This is a genomic window from Prevotella dentasini JCM 15908, from assembly GCF_000614065.1.
GTDB lineage: Bacteria > Bacteroidota > Bacteroidia > Bacteroidales > Bacteroidaceae > Prevotella > Prevotella dentasini.
Window position 1 is genome coordinate 80907 of sequence record NZ_BAKG01000003.1, and the last position, 20091, is coordinate 100997.

Genomic DNA, 20091 nt, shown 5'->3' on the forward strand with positions numbered 1-20091 from the left:
ACTTTTGTCAGAATCGTTGATAACAAAAGTAATATTTACGAATTTTTTTTGAAAGAAGTTCCACGTTGAGCAGGTCTGACGCCTCTGCAATGTCTTGCAGCGTGCCGTCTTTGGCGAGTATGTCGATATGGTCGTCGTCAATATTGTACATGTCTTTCTGCACGGTGGCAACGTCCATCAGGTAGGCAGCCTCGGCCTCGCTGATGCCCATTTGCGAGGCTATCTCAAGCCTTTTGGCTGCAATCCGCTCCCCGGGGAAGGGGTCGCGGCTGACTTCTACCTTGAAGATGCGGCGGTTGACGAAGTCGGAGGCCAGCAGGGCGAGGATGCGGTCGTCGCTGTGCTGCCAGACCTTGATGGCCGTCCAGAGGTCGTTGTCGTCGAGTTCGGCATAGTTGTCCAGCGCCTCGCTGTGGGAATGGAAGACCGCTGCATCCACGTCGTTGTAGAGAAAGTAACGCAGGGCAGGCGAGGCAAACAGCTCTACGCCCTGTCTTGTCAGATACTTTGCACGTCGCAGGGCGTTCACGAGTACCTTCTCGTAGCCGACGGTAGTCTTGTGCAGGTACACCTGCCAGTACATCAGGCGGCGCGAGGTGAGGTAGTTCTCTATGGAGTAGATGCCGTTCGACTCCACGACGAGGGCATCGTCTACGACGTTCAGCATCTTGATGATGCGTGCCGAGCCTATGTTTCCCTCGGTTACTCCCGTGAAGAAGCTGTCGCGCCGGAGGTAATCAAGCCGGTCCATGTCGAGCTGGCTCGATATGAGCTGATGAAGGAACTTCTTCGGGTACTCGTCCTTGAAGATGCTGATGGCAAGGTTCAGTGCCCCGTGCTTCTCGCGGTTGATGCGGTCCATCATCATCAGCGATATTTCTTCGTGGGTGATGCCCGATATGAGGGTATTCTCCAAGACGTGCGAGAACGGCCCGTGCCCGATGTCGTGCATGAGGATGGCTGCCTGTACCGCCTCCGCCTCGCTGTCGAAGATATAGATGCCTTTCTGCTGAAGCAGCAGGATGGCCTCGCTCATGAGGTGGAAGGCACCGATGGAGTGCTGGAAGCGGGTGTGCTGTGCTCCGGGATAGACCACTTGGTTCAGTCCCAGCTGCCTGATGCGCGTGAGCCGTTGCATGAGCGGATGGCGCACGACGTCGAGGAGCAGTCCGCGCGGCACTTTGATGAATCCGAATACCGGGTCGTTGATAATCTTGCTGTCTGCCATATTCTGTTGGATTGTTGGAGGAGTGGGGAGCGTCGGATAAATCCCTTTCCCGTTGTATATAACAGCCAAAGTGGGTCTTTATTGCCCTCGGTCTGGTTTTGTTGTGGGCGTGGGTGGGACAGGACAGGGCGTTCGGAAAGGTGGAGGCTGTTCCGGAGCGTGCGGAAGGGAGGAGCAAGGCTCGCAGGGCGGCCGTTCCGGGGAAGTGGAGCTATGTTTGTTTTTTGTTAAAAAAAACGTGTCGTGAGTAACCGTTCTTGTAAATTTAGCGTACTTTTGCACGCAATTAAACGATTATCAAATCAATGTTTGTATAGTTATGAAGAAGATTAGAGCAGCTGTTGTCGGCTATGGCAATATCGGCAGATATGCCGTTGAGGCACTGGAGGCAGCAAGTGATTTTGAGATTGCGGGTGTCGTACGCCGTCAGGGCGGAAAGGACAAGCCGCTGGCACTGACCCCGTACGAGGTGGTGGACGATATAGAGAAGCTGAAGGACGTAGATGTGGCCGTGCTTGCCACTCCTACGCGAAGTTGCCCGGAGTATGCCGAAAGGATAGTGGCTCTCGGCATCAATACCGTCGACTCTTACGACATTCATACGGGAATACTCGACTACCGCAGCCGGCAGATGGAGCTTTGCAGGAAGGCGGGCCGCGTCAGCGTCATTTCGGCAGGATGGGACCCCGGCTCCGACTCGGTCGTCCGCGTACTGGTGGAGAGCCTCGCTCCCAAGGGATTGTCATATACCAATTTCGGCCCGGGCATGTCGATGGGGCACTCTGTCTGCGCCCGTGGCAAGAAAGGGGTGAGGAACGCCCTGTCTGTAACGATTCCGCTCGGTGAGGGAATCCACCGCCGCATGGTGTATGTGGAACTGGAAGAGGGTGCAAGGCTCGATGAGGTTACTGCCGACATCAAGGCAGACCCCTATTTCGCCCACGACGAAACGCATGTCTTTGCCGTTGCCAGCGTCGATGACGTCCGCGATATGGGGCATGGCGTGAACTTGGTCCGCAAGGGCGTCAGCGGCAAGACTCCCAACCAGCGGTTCGAGTTCAACATGAGCATCAACAATCCGGCCCTCACCGCTCAGGTGTTGGTCAACGTTGCCCGTGCGAGCATGCGTCTTGCCCCGGGATGCTATACGATGCCGGAGATTCCGGTCATCGATATGCTTCCGGGAACGCGCGAGGAAATAGTAGCAACGCTGGTGTAACCGGTTGTATGCGGCAGGATGCCGGCCGTATTGGCATCCTGCCCTGTTAATGGCGCGTGGCCGTTGTCGTGTAGTCTGAATTACCGACAGCGGCCACGCTTTTTGCGGCTTAGGCCGTTTGGTGTACATGGACAGGCTTGTCTGGCGTACAGGACGACAGTCGGATATACGTAGTCTGTAATGCCGGTGCAGGGCTTCTGCTATCGTCTCACTATTATGAGACGATTGTCCCACTGTTATGAGACGATTGTCTCACTATTATGAGACGGTTGTCTCACTATTGTGAGACGGTTATTTCAATACGCTGAGAAGTTTACTGACTAAGGACTTCGACCATTGTAGGCATGCTGTCGTGGCAATGGCGATGCGCATAGCGTATATGAAGGCCACGGCGCAAATCCCTTATGCTTTCCGTCCTGCCTTGGTTGCCTGAGACAGAAGGCTGCCCTTTCGGCCTTTCCCGTTCATAGTATCTTTTGCCGGGCGAGGGCGGGGTAATCGGGGCTGTATCAAAAAAAGTCTGTCAGAGGCGTAGGTATATCAATGAAATGGACATGTAGAAGACCTGAAGCGGCCTGTGGACAAGCCCCCTGCCGTCTAAGGGCCGGTCTTGTCTCTCCCTGTCTGCCCTTGCAGGCAGGGTGCCGATTTGCCTATATGGATTATTTTCCTTATCTTTGTGGGCAAAACAAACGAAACAATCAATGGCAACAGTAGACGACAAGAAGATTATCTTCTCAATGGTGGGCGTATCGAAGATTATCCCACAGAACCAGAAACAGATTCTGAAGAACATTTACCTCTCGTTCTTCTATGGTGCGAAAATAGGCATCATAGGTCTTAACGGTGCAGGTAAGTCCACGCTGATGAAAATCATCGCCGGACTTGTAGAGCCTACGCAGGGCGAGGTAGTGTGGAGTCCGGGCTATTCGGTGGGCTATCTGCCGCAGGACCCGCCGCTTGACGAGACTAAGACCGTCAAGGAAAATGTAATGGAAGGAGTTCAGAAGATTTACGACGGACTGAAGGAGTACGACGAAATCAACGTGAAGTTCGGAATGGAAGAGTATTATTCCGACCCCGGCAAGATGGATAAGCTGATGCAGCGTCAGGCCGAGCTTCAGGACTTCATCGATGCTACCGACGCTTGGAACGTCGACTCCCGGCTGGAGCGTGCGATGGACGCACTGCGCTGTCCGAAGGGCGACCTGCCCGTAACCAATCTCTCGGGTGGTGAGCGTCGTCGCGTGGCACTCTGCCGCCTGCTGCTTCAGAAGCCCGATGTGCTTCTTCTCGACGAGCCTACCAACCATCTCGATGCCGAGAGCATCGACTGGCTCGAGCAGCACTTGCAGCAATACGAGGGTACGGTGATTGCCGTTACCCACGACCGTTACTTCCTCGACGACGTGAGCGAGTGGATTCTCGAGCTCGACCGTGGCGAGGGCATACCTTGGAAGGGCAACTACTCTTCATGGCTTGACCAGAAGACAAAGCGCATGGAGCAGGAAGAAAAGTCGGCATCCAAGCGGCGCAAGACCTTGGAGCGGGAACTGGAATGGGTGCGCATGGCACCGAAGGCGCGTCAGGCAAAGGGCAAGGCCCGTCTGAACTCCTACGAGCAGATGCTCAACGAGGAGCAGAAGCAGCGCGAGGAAAAGCTCGAAATCTTTATCCCGAATGGTCCCCGACTCGGTAATAAGGTGATAGAAGCGCAGCACGTGCAGAAAGCCTTTGGCGAGAAAGTGCTCTTCAGCGACCTCAACTTCATGCTTCCGCCTAACGGCATCGTCGGTGTCATCGGCCCGAATGGTGCAGGCAAGACAACGCTCTTCCGGCTGATTATGGGCTTGGAACAGGCCGACGGCGGCACATTCGAGGTGGGCGAGACCGTAAAGCTTGCCTACGTGGACCAGCAGCACAAGGATATTGACCCCTCGAAGACGGTTTACGACGTTGTTTCGCAGGGAAACGAAACCATCCGCATGGGCGGACGCGACATCAACTCCCGTGCCTACCTTTCCCGTTTCAACTTCTCGGGAACCGATCAGAGCAAGCTCTGTTCCGTCCTTTCGGGCGGCGAGCGCAACCGCTTGCAGCTTGCCTTGGCACTGAAGCAGGAGGGTAACGTGCTTCTTCTCGACGAGCCGACCAACGATATAGACGTGAATACGCTCCGCGCCTTGGAGGAGGGTCTGGAGGCCTTTGCCGGTTGTGCCGTTGTCATTAGTCACGACCGTTGGTTCCTCGACCGTATCTGTACCCACATCCTTGCCTTTGAGGGCAATGGAGAGGTAGTATTCTTCGAGGGCGGATTCTCCGATTACGAAATCAACAAGGCCCGCCGCTTGGGCAATGAGGATATAAAGAAAGGGCGGTATCGCAAGCTGATGGAAGAATAGGGCGTTTATTGATTGGCCTCTCCTCCTTTCCAAAGATAGGGGAGGGGCGTCTAAGGCTGGATAACGTATGCAGGGCTTGACGGCTTGTACCCATTACTTGCCTGTTAAGCCCTGCTTTTTTATAGTAGGATGGCATCAGGCCATACGAAAAGTCCCCACGGCCAAATGGCTGTGGGGACTTTATTTCTGTCAAGACAGGTCTTACTTGCGGAGGCCGAGAGCTTGATGATGGCACGGTAACGTTCAATGTCGATTCTGTAGAGATAGTCGAGGAGCGCACGACGCTTACCTACGAGCTGCGTCAGCGAGCGGGTAGTAACGAAGTCCTTGCGGTGCTGCTTTACGTGCTCGGTGAGGTGCTTGATGCGGTAGGTGAAGAGTGCAATCTGGCTTTCAGCCGAACCAGTGTCGGTTGTGCTCTGTTCCTTGCCATACTGTGAGAAAATCTCTGTCTTCTTTTCCTTGCTTAAATACATAATTCTAAGTTGATTAATGTTTTGTGCAATTACATCCTTCCGTCGCCCTACCTGCCTTAATCACAACAGGTTGCAACATCGAATGTATCGGATTGTCCGAAAATGCGGTGCAAAGTTACAACTTTTTATCTGAACCACAAGCCTTTTCCGAATATTATTTGTAATTTTGCACCTGATTTTAGAAAGACTTTTAAGTATAATTCATGCAAGATATTCGTAACATCGCAGTTATTGCGCACGTTGACCACGGTAAAACGACCTTGGTAGACAAGATGATGCTCGCTGGCAAACTGTTCCGTGACGGACAAGACAACAGTGGGGAAGTACTCGACTCCAACGACTTGGAGCGCGAGAGAGGGATAACAATTCTTAGTAAGAACGTAAGTATCAATTGGAAAGGAGTAAAGATTAATATTCTCGATACACCGGGACACTCCGATTTCGGTGGCGAGGTGGAGCGCGTGCTCAATATGGCGGACGGCTGTCTGCTGCTTGTCGACGCTTTTGAGGGGCCGATGCCGCAGACGCGCTTCGTGCTCCAGAAGGCCTTGCAGCTGGGATTGAAGCCCGTAGTTGTCGTGAATAAGGTAGACAAACCCAACTGCCGCCCCGAAGAGGTCTACGAAATGGTGTTCGACCTGATGTGCGACCTCAATGCGACCGAGGACCAGTTGGATTTCCCAGTCGTCTATGGTTCTGCCAAGAACGGCTGGATGAGTTCGTCGTGGAAGGCGGCTACCGACAACATTGACTATCTTCTCGACCTTATAGTTAAGGTGATACCTGCACCGAAGCAGTTGGAGGGAACACCTCAGATGCTCATAACTTCGCTCGACTATTCAAGCTACACGGGGCGAATAGCCGTAGGCGCGTGCATCGCGGGACACTGAAAGACGGTCAGAATATCACCATCTGCCATCGCGACGGCAGCCATGAACGCACAAGGATTAAGGAATTGCACACGTTCGAGGGAATGGGACACAAGAAGACCGACCATGTAGACTCTGGCGACATCTGTGCCGTTATCGGGTTGGAGCGTTTCGAGATTGGCGACACGATTGCCGACTTTGAGCATCCCGAGCCATTGCCGCCTATTGCCGTTGACGAACCGACCATGAGCATGCTTTTCACCATCAACGATTCGCCGTTCTTCGGGCGCGAGGGTAAGTTCTGTACTTCGCGGCACATCAGTGAGCGGTTGGCAAGGGAGCTGGAGAAAAATCTCGCTTTGCGAGTCCGTCAGGTGGAAGGCTCTATGGACAAGTGGATTGTCAGCGGCCGTGGTGTGCTCCACCTGTCGGTACTGATAGAGACAATGCGCCGCGAGGGCTACGAGCTTCAGGTTGGACAGCCGCAGGTAATTTACAAGGAAATAGACGGACAAAGGTGCGAGCCTATTGAGGAGCTGACCATTAATGTTCCGACCGACTTCTCCAGCAAGATGATTGATATGGTTACCCGTCGTAAGGGAGAGTTGCTCGGTATGGATGCTGAGGGCGAACGTGTCAACATCACTTTCGAGATACCTTCGCGTGGTATTATCGGCCTGCGTACCAATGTGCTTACTGCTAGTCAGGGTGAGGCGATTATGGCACACCGCTACAAGAACTATCAGCCGTACAAGGGCGATATTGTTCGTCGCACCAATGGATCCATGCTTGCCTTGGAGGCAGGTACGGCCTACGCCTATGCCATTGACAAGCTGCAAGACCGCGGTAAGTTTTTTATTGATGCTGGAGAAGAGGTGTACGGTGGGCAGGTTGTCGGTGAGCATGTTCACGATAACGACCTTGTCATCAACGTTACCAAGGCTAAGCAGCTGACCAATGTCCGCGCGTCAGGTTCCGACGAGAAGGCGCGTGTTATCCCCAAGACGGAGATGAGCCTTGAGGAATGTCTGGAATATATCAAGGTAGACGAGTATGTTGAGGTAACGCCGGAAAACATTCGTATGCGTAAGATTACACTCGACCACTTGGAGCGCAAGCGAGAGAATAAGGAGTAAGTCTTATCCTGAATTGTAAGTCGGGAGGTGGTTCCGGCATAGCAGTGCATCCATCTCCAAGTATCCATGAGTTTTGGACAGGCAGATGGCTTCGTTTTTCAGTTTGCTTAGTAAAACTCATTTCATATCATCAAAACACGAAGGACAAAGTCTCAAGACTTTGTCCTTCTTTGTTTGTCGTTATCTGTATCCTTTCTTATTTCTTAAATTCTTTGCTTGATATTAAATAGACAAGGATGCCTGTGATTAGGGCAGTGGGCAGCGTGTTTAGAAATGTTATAATATCGCGAGGAAAAAATGGTTCAAATCCAGTGAGGAACAAAATGACGGCAAGCACAATGGCACACTTTCGTAGCGTATAGCCTATCAAAGGCAGCTGCCTGCTAACTCTTGTAGGAAAGGACATGCTTGTTTCGTCCTGTTCAAGCGTATATTTCCCATATTCTTGCTTTTATTTCACATCTGTCTGACTATCTTCTGGTGCTTCCGTGTTTGTTCTTATCCTTTTCTTGGGCAGTCGGCGAGCCTTGTTCAGTGCTTCGGTGATAATCCATTGCAGTTGCCCGTTGGTAGACCGAAACTCGTCAGCAGCCCATTTCTCTATGGCTGCCATGACATCGGCATCTACCCGTAGGACGAAGCTCTTTGTCTTGCTCTCTTTTTTAGCCATGCTAACCCTTTAATACAAAAGACTGTTGCGAAATAGTGTTACATGTTCAACGTGCCCGTATTGACTACCGGCTGCGTGCCGTTCTCGCTACACAGAACCACCATCAGGTTGCTGACCATAGTTGCCTTTTTGTCCTCGTCCAATTCTATGATGTTGTCTTCACTCAGTTTCTTCAGTGCCATGTCTACCATTGAGACAGCTCCTTCCACAATTCGCTCGCGTGCGGATATAATGGCACTTGCTTGCTGACGGCGAAGCATCACGGCGGCTATCTCGGGAGCGTATGCCAGATAGTTGATTCTCGCTTCGACAATCTCTATGCCTGCCATGTCGAGACGCTCGTCAAGCGTAGTTTCGAGTAGTTTGTTGATTTCTTCGCTGTTGTCACGGAGTGTTTGGGATTCATTTTCGTCCTCGTTGTTGTCGTAAGCGTACAGCCCGGCAACTTGGCGCAAGGCGGCGTCGCCCTGAATCTTGACAAAACGCTCAAAAGCCCTCATCAGGTCGTTTACCTTGTTGGTAGTTACCGCTCCGCCTGCCATCGTCTCGGAGTCTATCTCGAAAATAGCCTTGTAAGTGTCTTTCAGCTTCCATACCAACACCATGCCAATCATGACAGGATTGCCCATCTTGTCGTTCACCTTGATTGGCTCTGCGTCGATGTTGCGAGCGCGGAAAGAGAGGCGTTTGGTTACGATGAAAGGATTTACCCAGTTGAATCCCACTTTGGTGAATGTTCCTTTATATTGTCCGAAGAACATCATCACGCACGCTTCGTTGGGTTCAATCTTCACGAAGCCACGCCATGTCAGTATTCCCAAAAGGCCTAAGAGGATTCCTCCAATCAGCATGTAGGTACCCGAATAGTCATAGTTGTCAAGTTTGACAATGCCGATAACCGCAAGATAGCCAGCTGCCAAAAGCATGATAATGTCAAGAATCAGCATGACAAAGCCATTGATTACAACTCCTGAGAATGAACATTCTTTCGTTTCCATATTTCTATTTGTTTTAAGTTAATACGTTGTGATATTAAAATGATATTGCAAAGATATGCTTTTTGTTTTATATTTGTGATAGGTTTGTTTGTGTTTTTAGTATTGATTAACAGATGGGCTCTAAAGCAGATGTTCTATATCTTTTCGTTTCTCATGCTTTATCAGAGAGCATGGATGTTATCCCCATGTCCTGTCAATTTAGGTTATCCGTTCCGGGTGTTTCTTCCTTGTGTTTCCTCTATTTATTTACCCATGCTTTCAACCTACGGAACAGCTAAAAAGTTTTTTTGTTTTTTCTGTCATTCTGTCAAGTTGCGTAATACTTTGATTATCAATGGGAGAAATGTTAAAAACGTTGACGGGTTGACAGCAAACTCCTGTCAGCCAGACTGGAAGATAGATTTTTTATCAGGAGAAGTCTGCCCTGTTTATTTGGATTGCCTCCTTTGTGTATAACGCTCTTTGTAATACCCAGTCAGAATAATTTTATGCACAAATCGTATTTCGTATCATTCTTTTTACTACCTTTGTGGTTGAATTAAGGTATAAGGATTTCCATGGGCTACATTGTCAGATGTCCCCATGGCATACTTGACAACATGAATGATAAACTATAAGACCAGACTTCTGATGGAAAAAGAGAATACTTATATGTCCTTACCTCTATTGCTGAATATTAGGAAGATCGTTGTACTGATGGCGGTTATGCTGACTTTAACATCTTGCATGCGTGCGCAATCTCCTGACAAGGAGAATCGGCAGGAGGCGAAAAACAATGAGACAACCGCAGGGGCTGACCCTCTGTCTGTTTTTCATTCATGTGGCTTGCCTGATGATGCCTACCCCGCAGCCTATCTTGGGCAGGACACCATTCCGTATGGCCAGTTGGAAGCATCCCGAAAGCAGGCCTATCTCCAGCAAAGCTGCCTTGCCAACGGCGTCCATGATTTTGGAACATTCTATTTCTTTGTTCAGCCTATTGCTGATTCCGAGGATGAGACCTGTGACTTCTATAATATTTGGATGTATGATAAGTCGGCAAGGAAACTCAGTAAGATTTTCTCACACCATATAGGTGCATATACGGAGATGCAGGTTGATGAAGTGCATTGGAATTATGATATACAGACAGAAGACGAACCTTATATTACCCTAACAGGGTGAAGGGTGCAATTCATAAGAAAAAGGCAAGCCCTGTTGTCGTGATAGCAGGAAGGACTGTTCTTTATACTCCACATCCCGGTTTCTTAACCGTCATTATCAACCCTGTAACGAACAGGCATACTGTGCTAAAGGAGAAGTTTGTAGGCTTCATGGGTATGGACGACAAAAGCCTTCCCGCTGCGGAGCAAGAATTTGCAAGGAGGATGGTTCTGACAACTACGGTAAAGCTGTCGCATGAAGACCTTCCCGCACCCGAGGATGCTGATTTCGCTGTTAGGAACTTCATTCATCCTTCTCTGCACGCTTATTCTACAGATGGAGTCCGACTGGGGAGTATGGAGCTTCCGCACGAGGAGATAGATGTTGTAAGATAAAATGTCAAAAGACGGAAACTTATGTTAGGTGCAATCATTGGAGACATTGTTGCTGTGGCTTGCTGTTTTGGGGAATGATTCGGGAGGATGCAGGAGCCATCCGTAGTCGTAGGGACAGACACTTGTGTATTTGTTTTCAAGCAGACCATCAGGGAAAATCTTCCTCCTTGATATAATAATCCTTTTCGCATGGCGTTTTATAAGAAAACAACATTATAAATTATGAAGCGTCTTATTGCTATTTTTTCCGTATTGACAGCTGTATTGGGTGCAAGCGCACAGGCAGAGTTGGGAACATGGTCGGTTGTTCCGCATATCGGGGCATCGGTTTCGACATTGACTCCTGATGGAATCTTTATAGGCGGCTCAAGCAGCGATAACCCTATGTCAAGCAAATATGCCTCGGGATTCTCCGGGGGCGCGGATGTTGTCTATCAGATGACCGTCGGGTCGGCCTTGTCTGCCGGTGTCGCCTATTCGCGGTTGGGCTGCGGATATGAGGATGCTATGGTTATGACGGATGCCAACAAGGGTACTGTCTTCCACGACACCTACATCAGCTTGGACTATATTGAGATACCCATCATGGAGAATATTTATCTTGCGAAAGGCTTTGCCATCAAGGCGGGTGTCCTGCCCCGTTTCCTGATTGGCGCAAAAATGCACAGTGAGAATCAGGACTTCACCATTGACACCGATACCGGGGCACGAACGTACGGGCAAAACGATGCGTGGGAGACGACGGGTACACATTCTCTGAGGAAGTTTGACATTGCAATCCCGTTGGGCATCAGCTACGAGTATCAGCACGTGGTTTTGGATGCACGCTATAATGTCGGCCTGACCAAGATATATAAATATGGTTTTGGCTCGTCTAAGAACCGTTCTTTTTTGTTCACCCTTGGCTATAAGTTCGATTTGTAACGGTCGGTAGGTGTGCTTTTCTGTTCTAACGAATTTGCTCCCCCTTGTCTCCGATTGTAAATAAAATTCGCATTGACGGAAGGGGAGGGGCAAGATGATAAGGTCAGAGTGATGTTTTCATGCTGCGAAAGTGTTGTTTTCGCATCCTCAAAATGCCACTTCCGCAATGTGGAAGTGGCATTTTGAATGGATTGAAAAGTAATGTCTTGTGAGCCAAGGTGTTAGCTGACTGTGGCGGATGGTGTACTATCGTCGGGCAGAAGTGTTTCGGAATTTGTTTAGTAAATATTTATTACGGTACAGACCGTGTCCTGTCCGCTTGTTAGGCGGATGGCTTTGCTATAGGCTTAGACTTATATATCGCTGTCAAAACGAACGAAATTATATGGCAAGATGAAGAAGTTGATATTTTTATCGTGTGTTGTCCTGTTGGTGCTGACGGCTTGCAGGACGGGGGAGGATGTCTCCTTCACGGTAGCGGAAAACTATTTCTGCAACGGCGAAACACCGACTCCTGCCAGTGAGAAAATCACTTCGCAGCAAGAGTTCGACCGCCATTTTGGCATGGCGGCTTTCATGGGAAAAGGTGGCGGGACCACACGGATAGATTTCTCCAAGCAGTTCGCCATCGTGAAGGTACTCCCCGAGACATTCCGCTCTACGGAGATAAGGCTCTTGTCAATGAAGAAAAAGGGCAGCAATACTTTGGCCCTGACTTATCAAATCTGTCAGGACGACGCACAGAAATATATCACCCGGCCTTTTTTAATCGTACTCGTGAATAATCGGTACAAAGACTTCGATATAGAGGAGCATGTACCGAATAACCGGCCATGCGAATGTCGGTGGCTGGGCGAGATGGTTTGTTGTCCTTCCCCGTCTCTTATTGGGGATAGTTCAGGTTCTCTTCCCGTATATTGTCCAGCACTTCCGCAAGAAACTTTCGTGCTTCCCACTTTGCCATGGGCAGGTCTTGCAGCAGGTAGTTGCCGCAGTCGCGTGGTGCCGCGCCGGGAATGTCGCCCTTATAGTCGGCAATGAAGCGGAATGTACGGCGCATCAATTCTACGATGTCCTTCGATTCATAGTCGCCACGCAGCAGAAGGTAGTTGCCCGTCAGGCATCCCATCGGCCCCCAGTAGACGATGCGGTCTTTCCATTCCGGGTCGTTGCGCAGGTAGGTGGCGGCAAGATGCTCGATGGTATGAAGCGCACCTACGTGCAGGGCCGGCTCGCGGTTGGGTTCTTTCATTCGTATGTCGAATGTCGTTACGGTCTCATTGCCGACCGCATCCTTGCGGCTGACATAGATGCCACGGAGTAACAGCTCGTGGTTGATGGTGAAGGAGGGGATTTTATCCATAGTCTTGAATGTTGAAGTTTGGATTAGGAGTTTATTGCTGACGCAATTATGAGTGATACATCATGAATTGGGAATTGCCTCAATAAAGTGCTTTGTTACCTCAAAACTGCCCTCGGCAATCCGGCTCCAGAAGTCAAAGTACTGGCTGGCATTGCTGTCTTTGAGGGGCACGTCGCTGATGACGCGGAACGAAACGAAGGGAACGTCGTAGATATGGCATACCTGTGCGATGGAGCAGCTCTCCATATCAACGGCCGTGGCCGTGGGGAAGCGGTTGAGGATGGACTGCATTTTCTCGCGGCTGTTCACGAACCATTCACCGCTGACGGTCAGTCCGGCACGCACGGTGGTCTTTCCCTCCCATTGCAGGTCGTTCAGCGACAGTGCCTTGTCAATGTATTCCTGCTGCGTCCTGAACCGGGCCGCATGCCGATAATCTGTCCGAACTCCACCTCGTCGCCACAATAGGCATCGTGGTAGACACATTCCGAGGCGACAACTACGTCGAGCACGTTGAGCGATGTGTCGGCACCACCGGCGCAGCCACTTGATACTATCAGGTCGGGATGGTAGTTGCTGATAAGCTCAACGGCTCCTACAGCGGAATTTACCTTGCCGATGCCGCACTTCTGTAGTACTACCTCCTTGCCTCCGACCTCTCCTACAACGAAGTCTTTATGATGATGGCGTTCCGTTGTCGCCTTGTCAAGAATGGATTTGAGCTGGGCAAACTCCTTGTCCATTGCTACTATAATTCCTATTTTCATAGTGCAAAGATACGAAAAAGTTGACGGACGGGGCTGTAACTAACGAGTTTTTTGTATCTTTGCAAGCATCTTATCAAATAACAAACAGACAAGAATATATGAATACTTTGAAGAAGTGGCTGCCTGATGTGCTCGTTGTAGTGCTTTTTGCAGCAATCTCCTTTGCCTATTTCTTCGTGCCCGTAACGCAGGGAAAGATTCTCTTCCAGCACGATGCGGCTGCCAGTGTTGGCTTGGGCAAGGAACTGAAAGACTATCAGGAGGCAACGGGCGAGACTTCCCGTTGGACCAATGCCGTCTTCGGCGGTATGCCGACCTATCAGCTCGCCCCGTCGTATAGCTCTACCGACGGTCTGTCGCAGGTGATGAGTGCCTACCACCTGTGGCTTCCCGACTATGTGTGGTTCCTCTTTGCCTATCTTCTGGGCTTCTACATCCTGCTCCGTGCCTTCGATTTCCGCCAGTCGTTGGCCGCATTGGGCAGTATCCTCTGGGCGTTCTCTTCCTATTTCCTCATCATTATTGCTGCCGGACACCTCTGGAAGGTGATGGCGTTGGCCTATCTGCCCCCGATGATAGCCGGTATCGTGCTCGCGTATCGCGGGAAATATCTTTCCGGCTTTATCGTTACGGCTCTCTTCACGGCGTTTGAGGTGAAGGCGAACCATGTGCAGATGACTTACTACTATCTGTTCATAGTTCTTTTCATGGTCATTGCCTACCTTGTGAAGGCCATTCGGGAGAAACAGCTCTCCGGATTCCTCAAGGCATCGGCACATTGGCCGTCGCGGCAGCCATAGGAATAGCCATTAACATCTCGAATCTGTACCATACGTGGGAGTATCAGAAGGAGAGCATGCGCGGAAAGAGCGAGCTGACGAAGGCGAATAGTGCCAACCAGACCAGTTCCGGGCTTGACCGCGACTACATTACGCAGTGGAGCTACGGCATAGACGAAACCATGACGCTCCTCGTACCCGATGCCAAGGGTGGTGCAAGTGTACCATTGAGTCAGAACGAGCATGCTATGGCAAAGGCCGACGGACAGATTCAGTCTATGCTGCCGCAGATTTACGATGCCTTCCCACAGTATTTCGGCACACAGCCCGGTACGAGCGGCCCTGTCTATGTGGGTGCGTTTGTCATCTTCCTCTTCGTTCTCAGCCTCTTCCTCGTCAGAGGCCCCATGAAATGGGCACTGCTCGGAGCTACCGTCCTTTCCGTCCTGTTGGCTTGGGGTAAGAACTTCATGGGCTTCACCGACTTCTTTCTCGACTACATACCGATGTATGCCAAGTTCCGAACGGTGGCGAGCATCCTCGTCATAGCCGAGTTCACCATACCGCTTTTGGCCGCCTTGGCCCTGAAACGCATTGTGGATGAGCCCGATGTGCTCCGTAAGAACATGAAATTTGTCTACATCAGCCTTGCCCTGACGGCAGGTGTGGCTGCCCTGATAGCCCTGATGCCGGGCATGATGGTCCGTTTGTCAATGCGCAGGAAACGCAGATGATAGCCGGTATTCAGGGAATGGACTCGTCAACTCAGAGCATGATTCTCGCCAACATCGCCTCGATGCGCGAGGCCATGGTCAGCGCGGACGCTTGGCGTTCGGTGGCCATTATCCTTATAGGCTTTGCAGCCTGATTCTTTACAGGTACGGGAAGCTCCGTGCCAACTATATGATAGTGGTGCTGGCCGTGCTTTGTCTGGTTGACCTGTGGCAGGTGGACAAGCGTTATCTCAACGACGGCATGTTTGTGCCGAAGAGCGAGCGCGAAATGCCGCAGCAGGCGACGGCTGCTGACAGCCAGATTTTGAACGATAAGAGCCTCGGCTATCGTGTGCTGAACTTCTCTACGAGTACCTTCAACGACAATACTACCTCCTACTTCCATAAGAGTATCGGTGGCTATCACCCTGCAAAGCTCCGCCGCTATCAGGAGATGATAGACAAGTATATCGCTCCCGAGATGCAGGCTGCCATGCGCGAGATTTCCGCCAAGGGAGGAAACATGGCCGAGATTCAGGGATACAAGACCTTCCCTGTACTGAATATGCTCAACGCCAAGTACTTTATCCTCCCGATGCAGGACGGCACTACAGTACCATTGACGAACATTCACGCACAGGGCAACGGATGGTTTGTGGACAAGATTGACTATGTGGCCGATGCCAATGCGGAATATGCCGGTGTAGGCAGGATAGACGTGCGCCATGAGGCAGTCGCTGACCAACGCTTTAAGAGCGTGCTCGGAGGGGCAAGGGCGAACGATTCCACTGCCACCGTGAAGCTCGAAAGCTATGCCCCGAACCATTTGGAGTACGCCGTCGGCTCGAAGAACGGCGGCATCGTGGCCTTCTCCGAAATCTATTATCCCGGATGGACGGCAACGGTAGACGGAAATCCTGTGGTGATAGGGCGTGTCAACTACATTCTCCGCGCGCTCAACGTGAAGGCAGGACAGCACAAGGTGGTGCTTGACTTCCATCCGTCGAGTGTCCAGACGACCGAGACCATCGCCTACATAGCCATCGTCATCTTGCTGTTGTCTATCATCGGTGCTGGCTATCTGGAGTGGAAGCGACGCAAGTAGAGCCTTGAAATATCAAGAGAGAAAGGGGCGCAAGGGGCTTGTGTCCCTTTCTCTGTTATAGGGAGGAATGTTCCCGTTTGCAGAAAATGTTTTTCCGCAGCATTGTGCTGTCCGCAATGGCGGTGCATCGGACGGGATTTTTCTTGTCCATTGTCACGGGATAGGAATGTGTGATGGCCTTCTGCTAATATGTATATGGCAGTCTCCTATGTACGGGAGTACCATGACAGTTAGGCCGGGATAGCAGGCGAAGCCCACGATATAGTCGGGCTGCCGTTGCGAGTAAGCCATAAAGGCAAAGCGAAAGTGCCGTTTTCGCAGCGCGAAAACGGCACTTTGACCATGCGAAAGCGGTACTTTCGTTTTTCCATTTGTATGAGGTTGAGAGACAGGTTGTTACCTCCCGGTCTTTCCGTCGGTATCTGTCTTGCATCGAAGATGGTCTTGCCGTGGGGCAAAGGCGGAATAGTCCTATTTCAGGAAACCCTGCCGTTTCAGTGCTTCAAGCAGCCCTTCAGATATCGCCTCGTTGTCTTTTTTAGTATATCGGAGGTCGGTGAAGACCTGCGCAAGCGTCTCCTTGTTGTTGATTTCCACAAAATGGCGGTTCTTCTCAAGCTGTTCCTTGGGCGAATAGTATTCGTCAATGAGCTGAGGCGTATAGTCCCGATAAGTCTCTTCGTGGACAATGCTTTCCAAGGGCAGCCGGTCGGTGAGTGCAGGCTGCTCGTCGGGCCATCCAAGGGTAATCGTCGCTACGGGCATGACGAGGCGTGGCAGGCGGAAAGCATCGATGAGAGCCTGCGGCTGATAGATGGTCGTTCCGAGGAAGCAAGTGCCGAGACCTTCCGCCTCGGCAAGATTGCAGAATGTCTGGCAGTAGAGCAAGGCATCGGTAGCCGCATTGAGAAACGACAGAAAGTTGTCGTAGCCCGGGGTTGCTTTCCGGTTCTCGGCCCAGACGGTGGTACGGCGGAAGTCGGCACAGAAGGTCAGCACGACGGGCGCGCCCGCAACCATGGGTTGGTTGAAGTGTGCCGGTGCTATTTTTCGTTTCATTTCCTTGTCGCGTGTAACGATGACGGAGTAGAGCTGTAGGTTGCCCATGGTCGGGGTTCGCTCGGATTCGCTCAACAATCTCTTCAAGAGCGTGTTTGAAACTTCTTTCTCAGAGTACTTTCTGATGGTCCGTCGTGTATTGATAGTGTTCATTTTTAGAAATTTTATTGCTACAAAGTTACGTAATTGTTTCCGATTTCGGAAAACAATTCGTAACTTCGCACTCACAAAAATTACTAAACGAACATGGAAGAAAGTCAGACTTTTTCGTCTGAAGAGGCCTACAGGGCGTCTTTGGAATACTTTGGCGGCGACGAATTGGCAGCCAGAGTTTGGGTCAATAAATATGCAATGAAGGACAGCTTCGGCAATATCTACGAGCAATCGCCCGCAGATATGCACTGGCGCATTGCCAACGAGATAGCAAGGATAGAGCGTAAGTATCCCAACCCGTTGAGTGCGCAGCAGGTGTTCGACCTTCTCGACCATTTCCGCTACGTTATTCCTGCAGGCAGTCCCATGACGGGAATCGGCAACAATCATCAGGTTGCGTCGCTGTCCAACTGCTTTGTCATCGGCTTGGACGGTGATGCCGACTCGTATGGTGCCATTATGCGCATCGACGAGGAGCAGGTTCAGCTGATGAAACGGCGTGGCGGAGTAGGGCATGACCTCAGCCACATCCGTCCGAAAGGGTCGCCGGTCAACAACTCTGCACTCACCTCGACGGGGCTTGTGCCCTTTATGGAGCGTTACTCTAATAGTACGCGCGAGGTGGCACAGGACGGACGGCGGGGCGCGCTGATGCTCTCTGTCAGTATCAAACATCCCGATTCGGAGGCCTTTATCGATGCAAAGATGGAGGAGGGAAAGGTTACCGGTGCCAACGTCTCGGTGAAGATAACCGACGAGTTTATGGAAGCAGCCATCGGCGACAAGCCCTATCGGCAGACCTTCCCGACCAACTCGGACAACCCCGAGTTCAGCAAGGAAATATCGGCAGCCAAGCTCTGGGAAAAGATTGTTCACAATGCGTGGAAGAGTGCAGAGCCGGGCGTGCTCTTCTGGGACACTATCATACGCGAGAGCATCCCCGACTGCTATGCCGACTTGGGATTCCAGACCGTCTCTACCAACTTGCGGTGAGATACCGCTTTGCTCTTATGACAGCTGCCGCCTGCTTTCCGTCAACCTTTATTCGTATGTGGTCAATCCGTTTACGAAGGATGCCCGTTTCGATTTCGAAAAGTTCACACAGCATGTTGTCCTTGCGCAGAGGCTGATGGACGACATTGTCGACCTCGAAATGGAGAAGATAGACCTCATCATGGCTAAAATCAAGAGCGACCCGCAGACTTCTGAGGTCAAGGATGCGGAATATCACCTTTGGGAAAAGATACGGCGCAAGAGCGGAATGGGACGCCGTACAGGAGTCGGCATCACTGCCGAGGGCGACATGATAGCCGCTATGGGACTCTGTTATGGAACACAGGAGGCAACCGACTTCTCGGTCAGCGTGCACAAGGCCTTGGCCCTCAATGCCTACCGTTCGTCGGTTACGATGGCGAAAGAGCGTGGGGCATTTGAGGTTTACGACGCAGAGCGCGAACAAAACAATCCGTTTGTCAACCGCATCAGGGAGGCCGACCCTCAGCTCTATGAGGATATGGTGAGGTACGGACGCCGGAATATCGCCTGCCTGACAATAGCCCCGACGGGTACAACCTCGCTGATGACACAGACCACATCGGGCATTGAGCCAGTATTCATGCCTGTCTACAAGCGTCGGCGCAAGGTGAATCCGAACGATAAGGACGTGCATGTGGACTTTGTCGACGAGGTGGGCGATGCCTTTGAGGAGTATATTGTCTATCACCGCAAGTTCTTGGAGTGGATGAAGATTAACGGCATTGATACGACCAAGAAGTATTCGCAGGCGGAAATCGACGATTTGGTCAAGCGTTCACCTTATTATAAAGCCACAGCCAACGACGTTGACTGGCTGATGAAGGTGCGCATGCAAGGAGCCATACAGAAATGGGTAGACCATTCCATCTCCGTGACGGTCAATCTGCCGAACAATGTCGATGAGGCTTTGGTCAACAAACTCTATGTCGAGGCTTGGCGGAGTGGTTGCAAGGGCTGTACCATCTATCGTGATGGCAGCCGTTCGGGTGTGATGATTTCGGTCTCGAAGAAAGATAAGAAGAAGGAAGGCAAGCAAGACGAGGAGAAGGAGAAAGACCTCTCTTCTGCCGAGGAGAAGCACGAGCACCTATGCTGCATACGCCTCACGTGGTGGAGGTGCGTCCGAAGGAACTTGACTGCGACGTGGTGCGTTTCCAGAACAACAAGGACAAGTGGGTGGCGTTCGTCGGGCTGCTCGATGGCTATCCCTACGAGATATTTACGGGTCTTCAGGACGACGAGGAGGGCATTGCTCTTCCGAAGAGCGTTACGAAGGGAAAGATTATCAAGAACTCCAATCCCGACGGCTCCCACCGCTACGACTTCCAGTTCGAGAACAAGCGCGGATATAAAACCACCGTCGAAGGGTTGTCCGAGAAGTTCAATCCTGAGTATTGGAACTATGCAAAGCTCATTTCCGGAGTGCTGCGCTACCGTATGCCTATCGACCATGTCATTAAGCTCGTCGGTTCGCTGCAGCTGAAGACCGAGAGCATCAACACATGGAAGAATGGTGTAGAGCGTGCGCTGAAGAAGTATGTAACCGACGGCACGAAGGCAAGCGGGCAGACCTGTCCTGTCTGTGGGCAGGAGACGCTTGTCTATCAGGAGGGATGCCTTATCTGTACCAACTGCGGTGCATCGAGATGTGGATAGT

10 protein-coding genes and 5 pseudogenes are annotated in these 20091 nt (G+C 51.3%); 8 read left to right on the forward strand and 7 right to left on the reverse strand.

Features of this window, described 5'->3' with window-relative positions; genetic code table 11:
* Positions 1-7: 7 nt before the first annotated feature.
* Positions 8-1228 carry an HD domain-containing protein gene (locus JCM15908_RS02190; RefSeq protein WP_025002096.1) on the reverse strand — a complete coding sequence of 407 codons (1221 nt, stop codon included), beginning with the start codon at positions 1226-1228 and terminating at the stop codon, positions 8-10.
* Between the two features lie 319 nt (positions 1229-1547).
* Between JCM15908_RS02190 and JCM15908_RS02195 the strand changes: the two genes are divergently transcribed.
* Together JCM15908_RS02195 and ettA are read left to right on the forward strand one after the other, a co-directional pair.
* Entirely contained in the window at positions 1548-2447 is a 900-nt protein-coding gene (locus JCM15908_RS02195) for a diaminopimelate dehydrogenase (RefSeq protein WP_025002097.1), read from the forward strand.
* Positions 2448-3151: 704 nt separating this feature from the next.
* Complete coding sequence (gene ettA / locus JCM15908_RS02200; RefSeq protein WP_025002098.1) at positions 3152-4849, forward strand: energy-dependent translational throttle protein EttA; 1698 nt, start codon at positions 3152-3154, stop codon at positions 4847-4849.
* Positions 4850-5050: 201 nt separating this feature from the next.
* On the opposite strand, the pseudogene rpsO reads toward ettA, so the two are convergent.
* Positions 5051-5325: pseudogene (gene rpsO, locus JCM15908_RS02205) on the reverse strand (30S ribosomal protein S15).
* Positions 5326-5528: 203 nt separating this feature from the next.
* Between rpsO and typA the strand changes: the two are divergent.
* Positions 5529-7330, forward strand: a pseudogene (typA, locus tag JCM15908_RS11730) (translational GTPase TypA).
* Between the two features lie 451 nt (positions 7331-7781).
* On the opposite strand, the gene JCM15908_RS02215 reads toward typA, so the two are convergent.
* Positions 7782-8000 carry a type II toxin-antitoxin system antitoxin gene (locus JCM15908_RS02215; protein ID WP_025002100.1) on the reverse strand — a complete coding sequence of 73 codons (219 nt, stop codon included), beginning with the start codon at positions 7998-8000 and terminating at the stop codon, positions 7782-7784.
* 38 nt (positions 8001-8038) lie between these two features.
* On the reverse strand, positions 8039-8998 hold the full coding sequence (locus JCM15908_RS02220) for an SPFH domain-containing protein (protein WP_025002101.1): 960 nt from the start codon (positions 8996-8998) through the stop codon (positions 8039-8041).
* 630 nt (positions 8999-9628) lie between these two features.
* On the opposite strand from JCM15908_RS02220, the gene JCM15908_RS02225 reads away from it, so the two are divergent.
* From JCM15908_RS02225 to JCM15908_RS02235, 3 genes are all read left to right on the forward strand, one after another.
* Positions 9629-10162, forward strand: coding sequence for a hypothetical protein (locus tag JCM15908_RS02225; RefSeq protein WP_148295492.1), 534 nt, complete (start codon positions 9629-9631; stop codon positions 10160-10162).
* Positions 10159-10536 (forward strand): hypothetical protein, encoded by a 378-nt coding sequence (locus JCM15908_RS02230; protein WP_025002103.1) that lies wholly within the window; start codon positions 10159-10161, stop codon positions 10534-10536. Before JCM15908_RS02225 ends, JCM15908_RS02230 begins: the two co-directional genes overlap by 4 nt.
* Before the next feature lie 222 nt (positions 10537-10758).
* Positions 10759-11460 (forward strand): porin family protein, encoded by a 702-nt coding sequence (locus JCM15908_RS02235; RefSeq protein ID WP_025002104.1) that lies wholly within the window; start codon positions 10759-10761, stop codon positions 11458-11460.
* Positions 11461-12343: 883 nt separating this feature from the next.
* Here JCM15908_RS02235 and JCM15908_RS02240 read toward each other — a convergent pair.
* Positions 12344-12823 (reverse strand): S-ribosylhomocysteine lyase, encoded by a 480-nt coding sequence (locus JCM15908_RS02240; RefSeq protein WP_025002105.1) that lies wholly within the window; start codon positions 12821-12823, stop codon positions 12344-12346.
* A 60-nt stretch (positions 12824-12883) separates the two neighbouring features.
* Positions 12884-13590, reverse strand: a pseudogene (locus tag JCM15908_RS11735) (5'-methylthioadenosine/adenosylhomocysteine nucleosidase).
* 98 nt (positions 13591-13688) lie between these two features.
* On the opposite strand from JCM15908_RS11735, the pseudogene JCM15908_RS11740 reads away from it, so the two are divergent.
* Positions 13689-16187: pseudogene (locus JCM15908_RS11740) on the forward strand (YfhO family protein).
* 471 nt (positions 16188-16658) lie between these two features.
* Here the strand turns inward: JCM15908_RS11740 and JCM15908_RS02255 are convergent.
* Complete coding sequence (locus JCM15908_RS02255) at positions 16659-17399, reverse strand: nitroreductase family protein (protein ID WP_025002106.1); 741 nt, start codon at positions 17397-17399, stop codon at positions 16659-16661.
* Positions 17400-17492: 93 nt separating this feature from the next.
* Here JCM15908_RS02255 and JCM15908_RS11745 point away from each other — a divergent pair.
* Positions 17493-20090: pseudogene (locus JCM15908_RS11745) on the forward strand (adenosylcobalamin-dependent ribonucleoside-diphosphate reductase).
* Position 20091 lies beyond the last annotated feature (1 nt).

Bases quoted from the DNA above. Each gene is read 5' to 3' on its own strand.
- JCM15908_RS02190 (WP_025002096.1), bottom strand. From the start codon at position 1,228: ATGGCAGACAGCAAGATTATCAACGACCCGGTATTCGGATTCATCAAA.
- JCM15908_RS02195 (WP_025002097.1), top strand. From the start codon at position 1,548: ATGAAGAAGATTAGAGCAGCTGTTGTCGGCTATGGCAATATCGGCAGA.
- ettA (WP_025002098.1), top strand. From the start codon at position 3,152: ATGGCAACAGTAGACGACAAGAAGATTATCTTCTCAATGGTGGGCGTA.
- JCM15908_RS02215 (WP_025002100.1), bottom strand. From the start codon at position 8,000: ATGGCTAAAAAAGAGAGCAAGACAAAGAGCTTCGTCCTACGGGTAGAT.
- JCM15908_RS02220 (WP_025002101.1), bottom strand. From the start codon at position 8,998: ATGGAAACGAAAGAATGTTCATTCTCAGGAGTTGTAATCAATGGCTTT.
- JCM15908_RS02225 (WP_148295492.1), top strand. From the start codon at position 9,629: ATGGAAAAAGAGAATACTTATATGTCCTTACCTCTATTGCTGAATATT.
- JCM15908_RS02235 (WP_025002104.1), top strand. From the start codon at position 10,759: ATGAAGCGTCTTATTGCTATTTTTTCCGTATTGACAGCTGTATTGGGT.
- JCM15908_RS02240 (WP_025002105.1), bottom strand. From the start codon at position 12,823: ATGGATAAAATCCCCTCCTTCACCATCAACCACGAGCTGTTACTCCGT.
- JCM15908_RS02255 (WP_025002106.1), bottom strand. From the start codon at position 17,399: ATGAACACTATCAATACACGACGGACCATCAGAAAGTACTCTGAGAAA.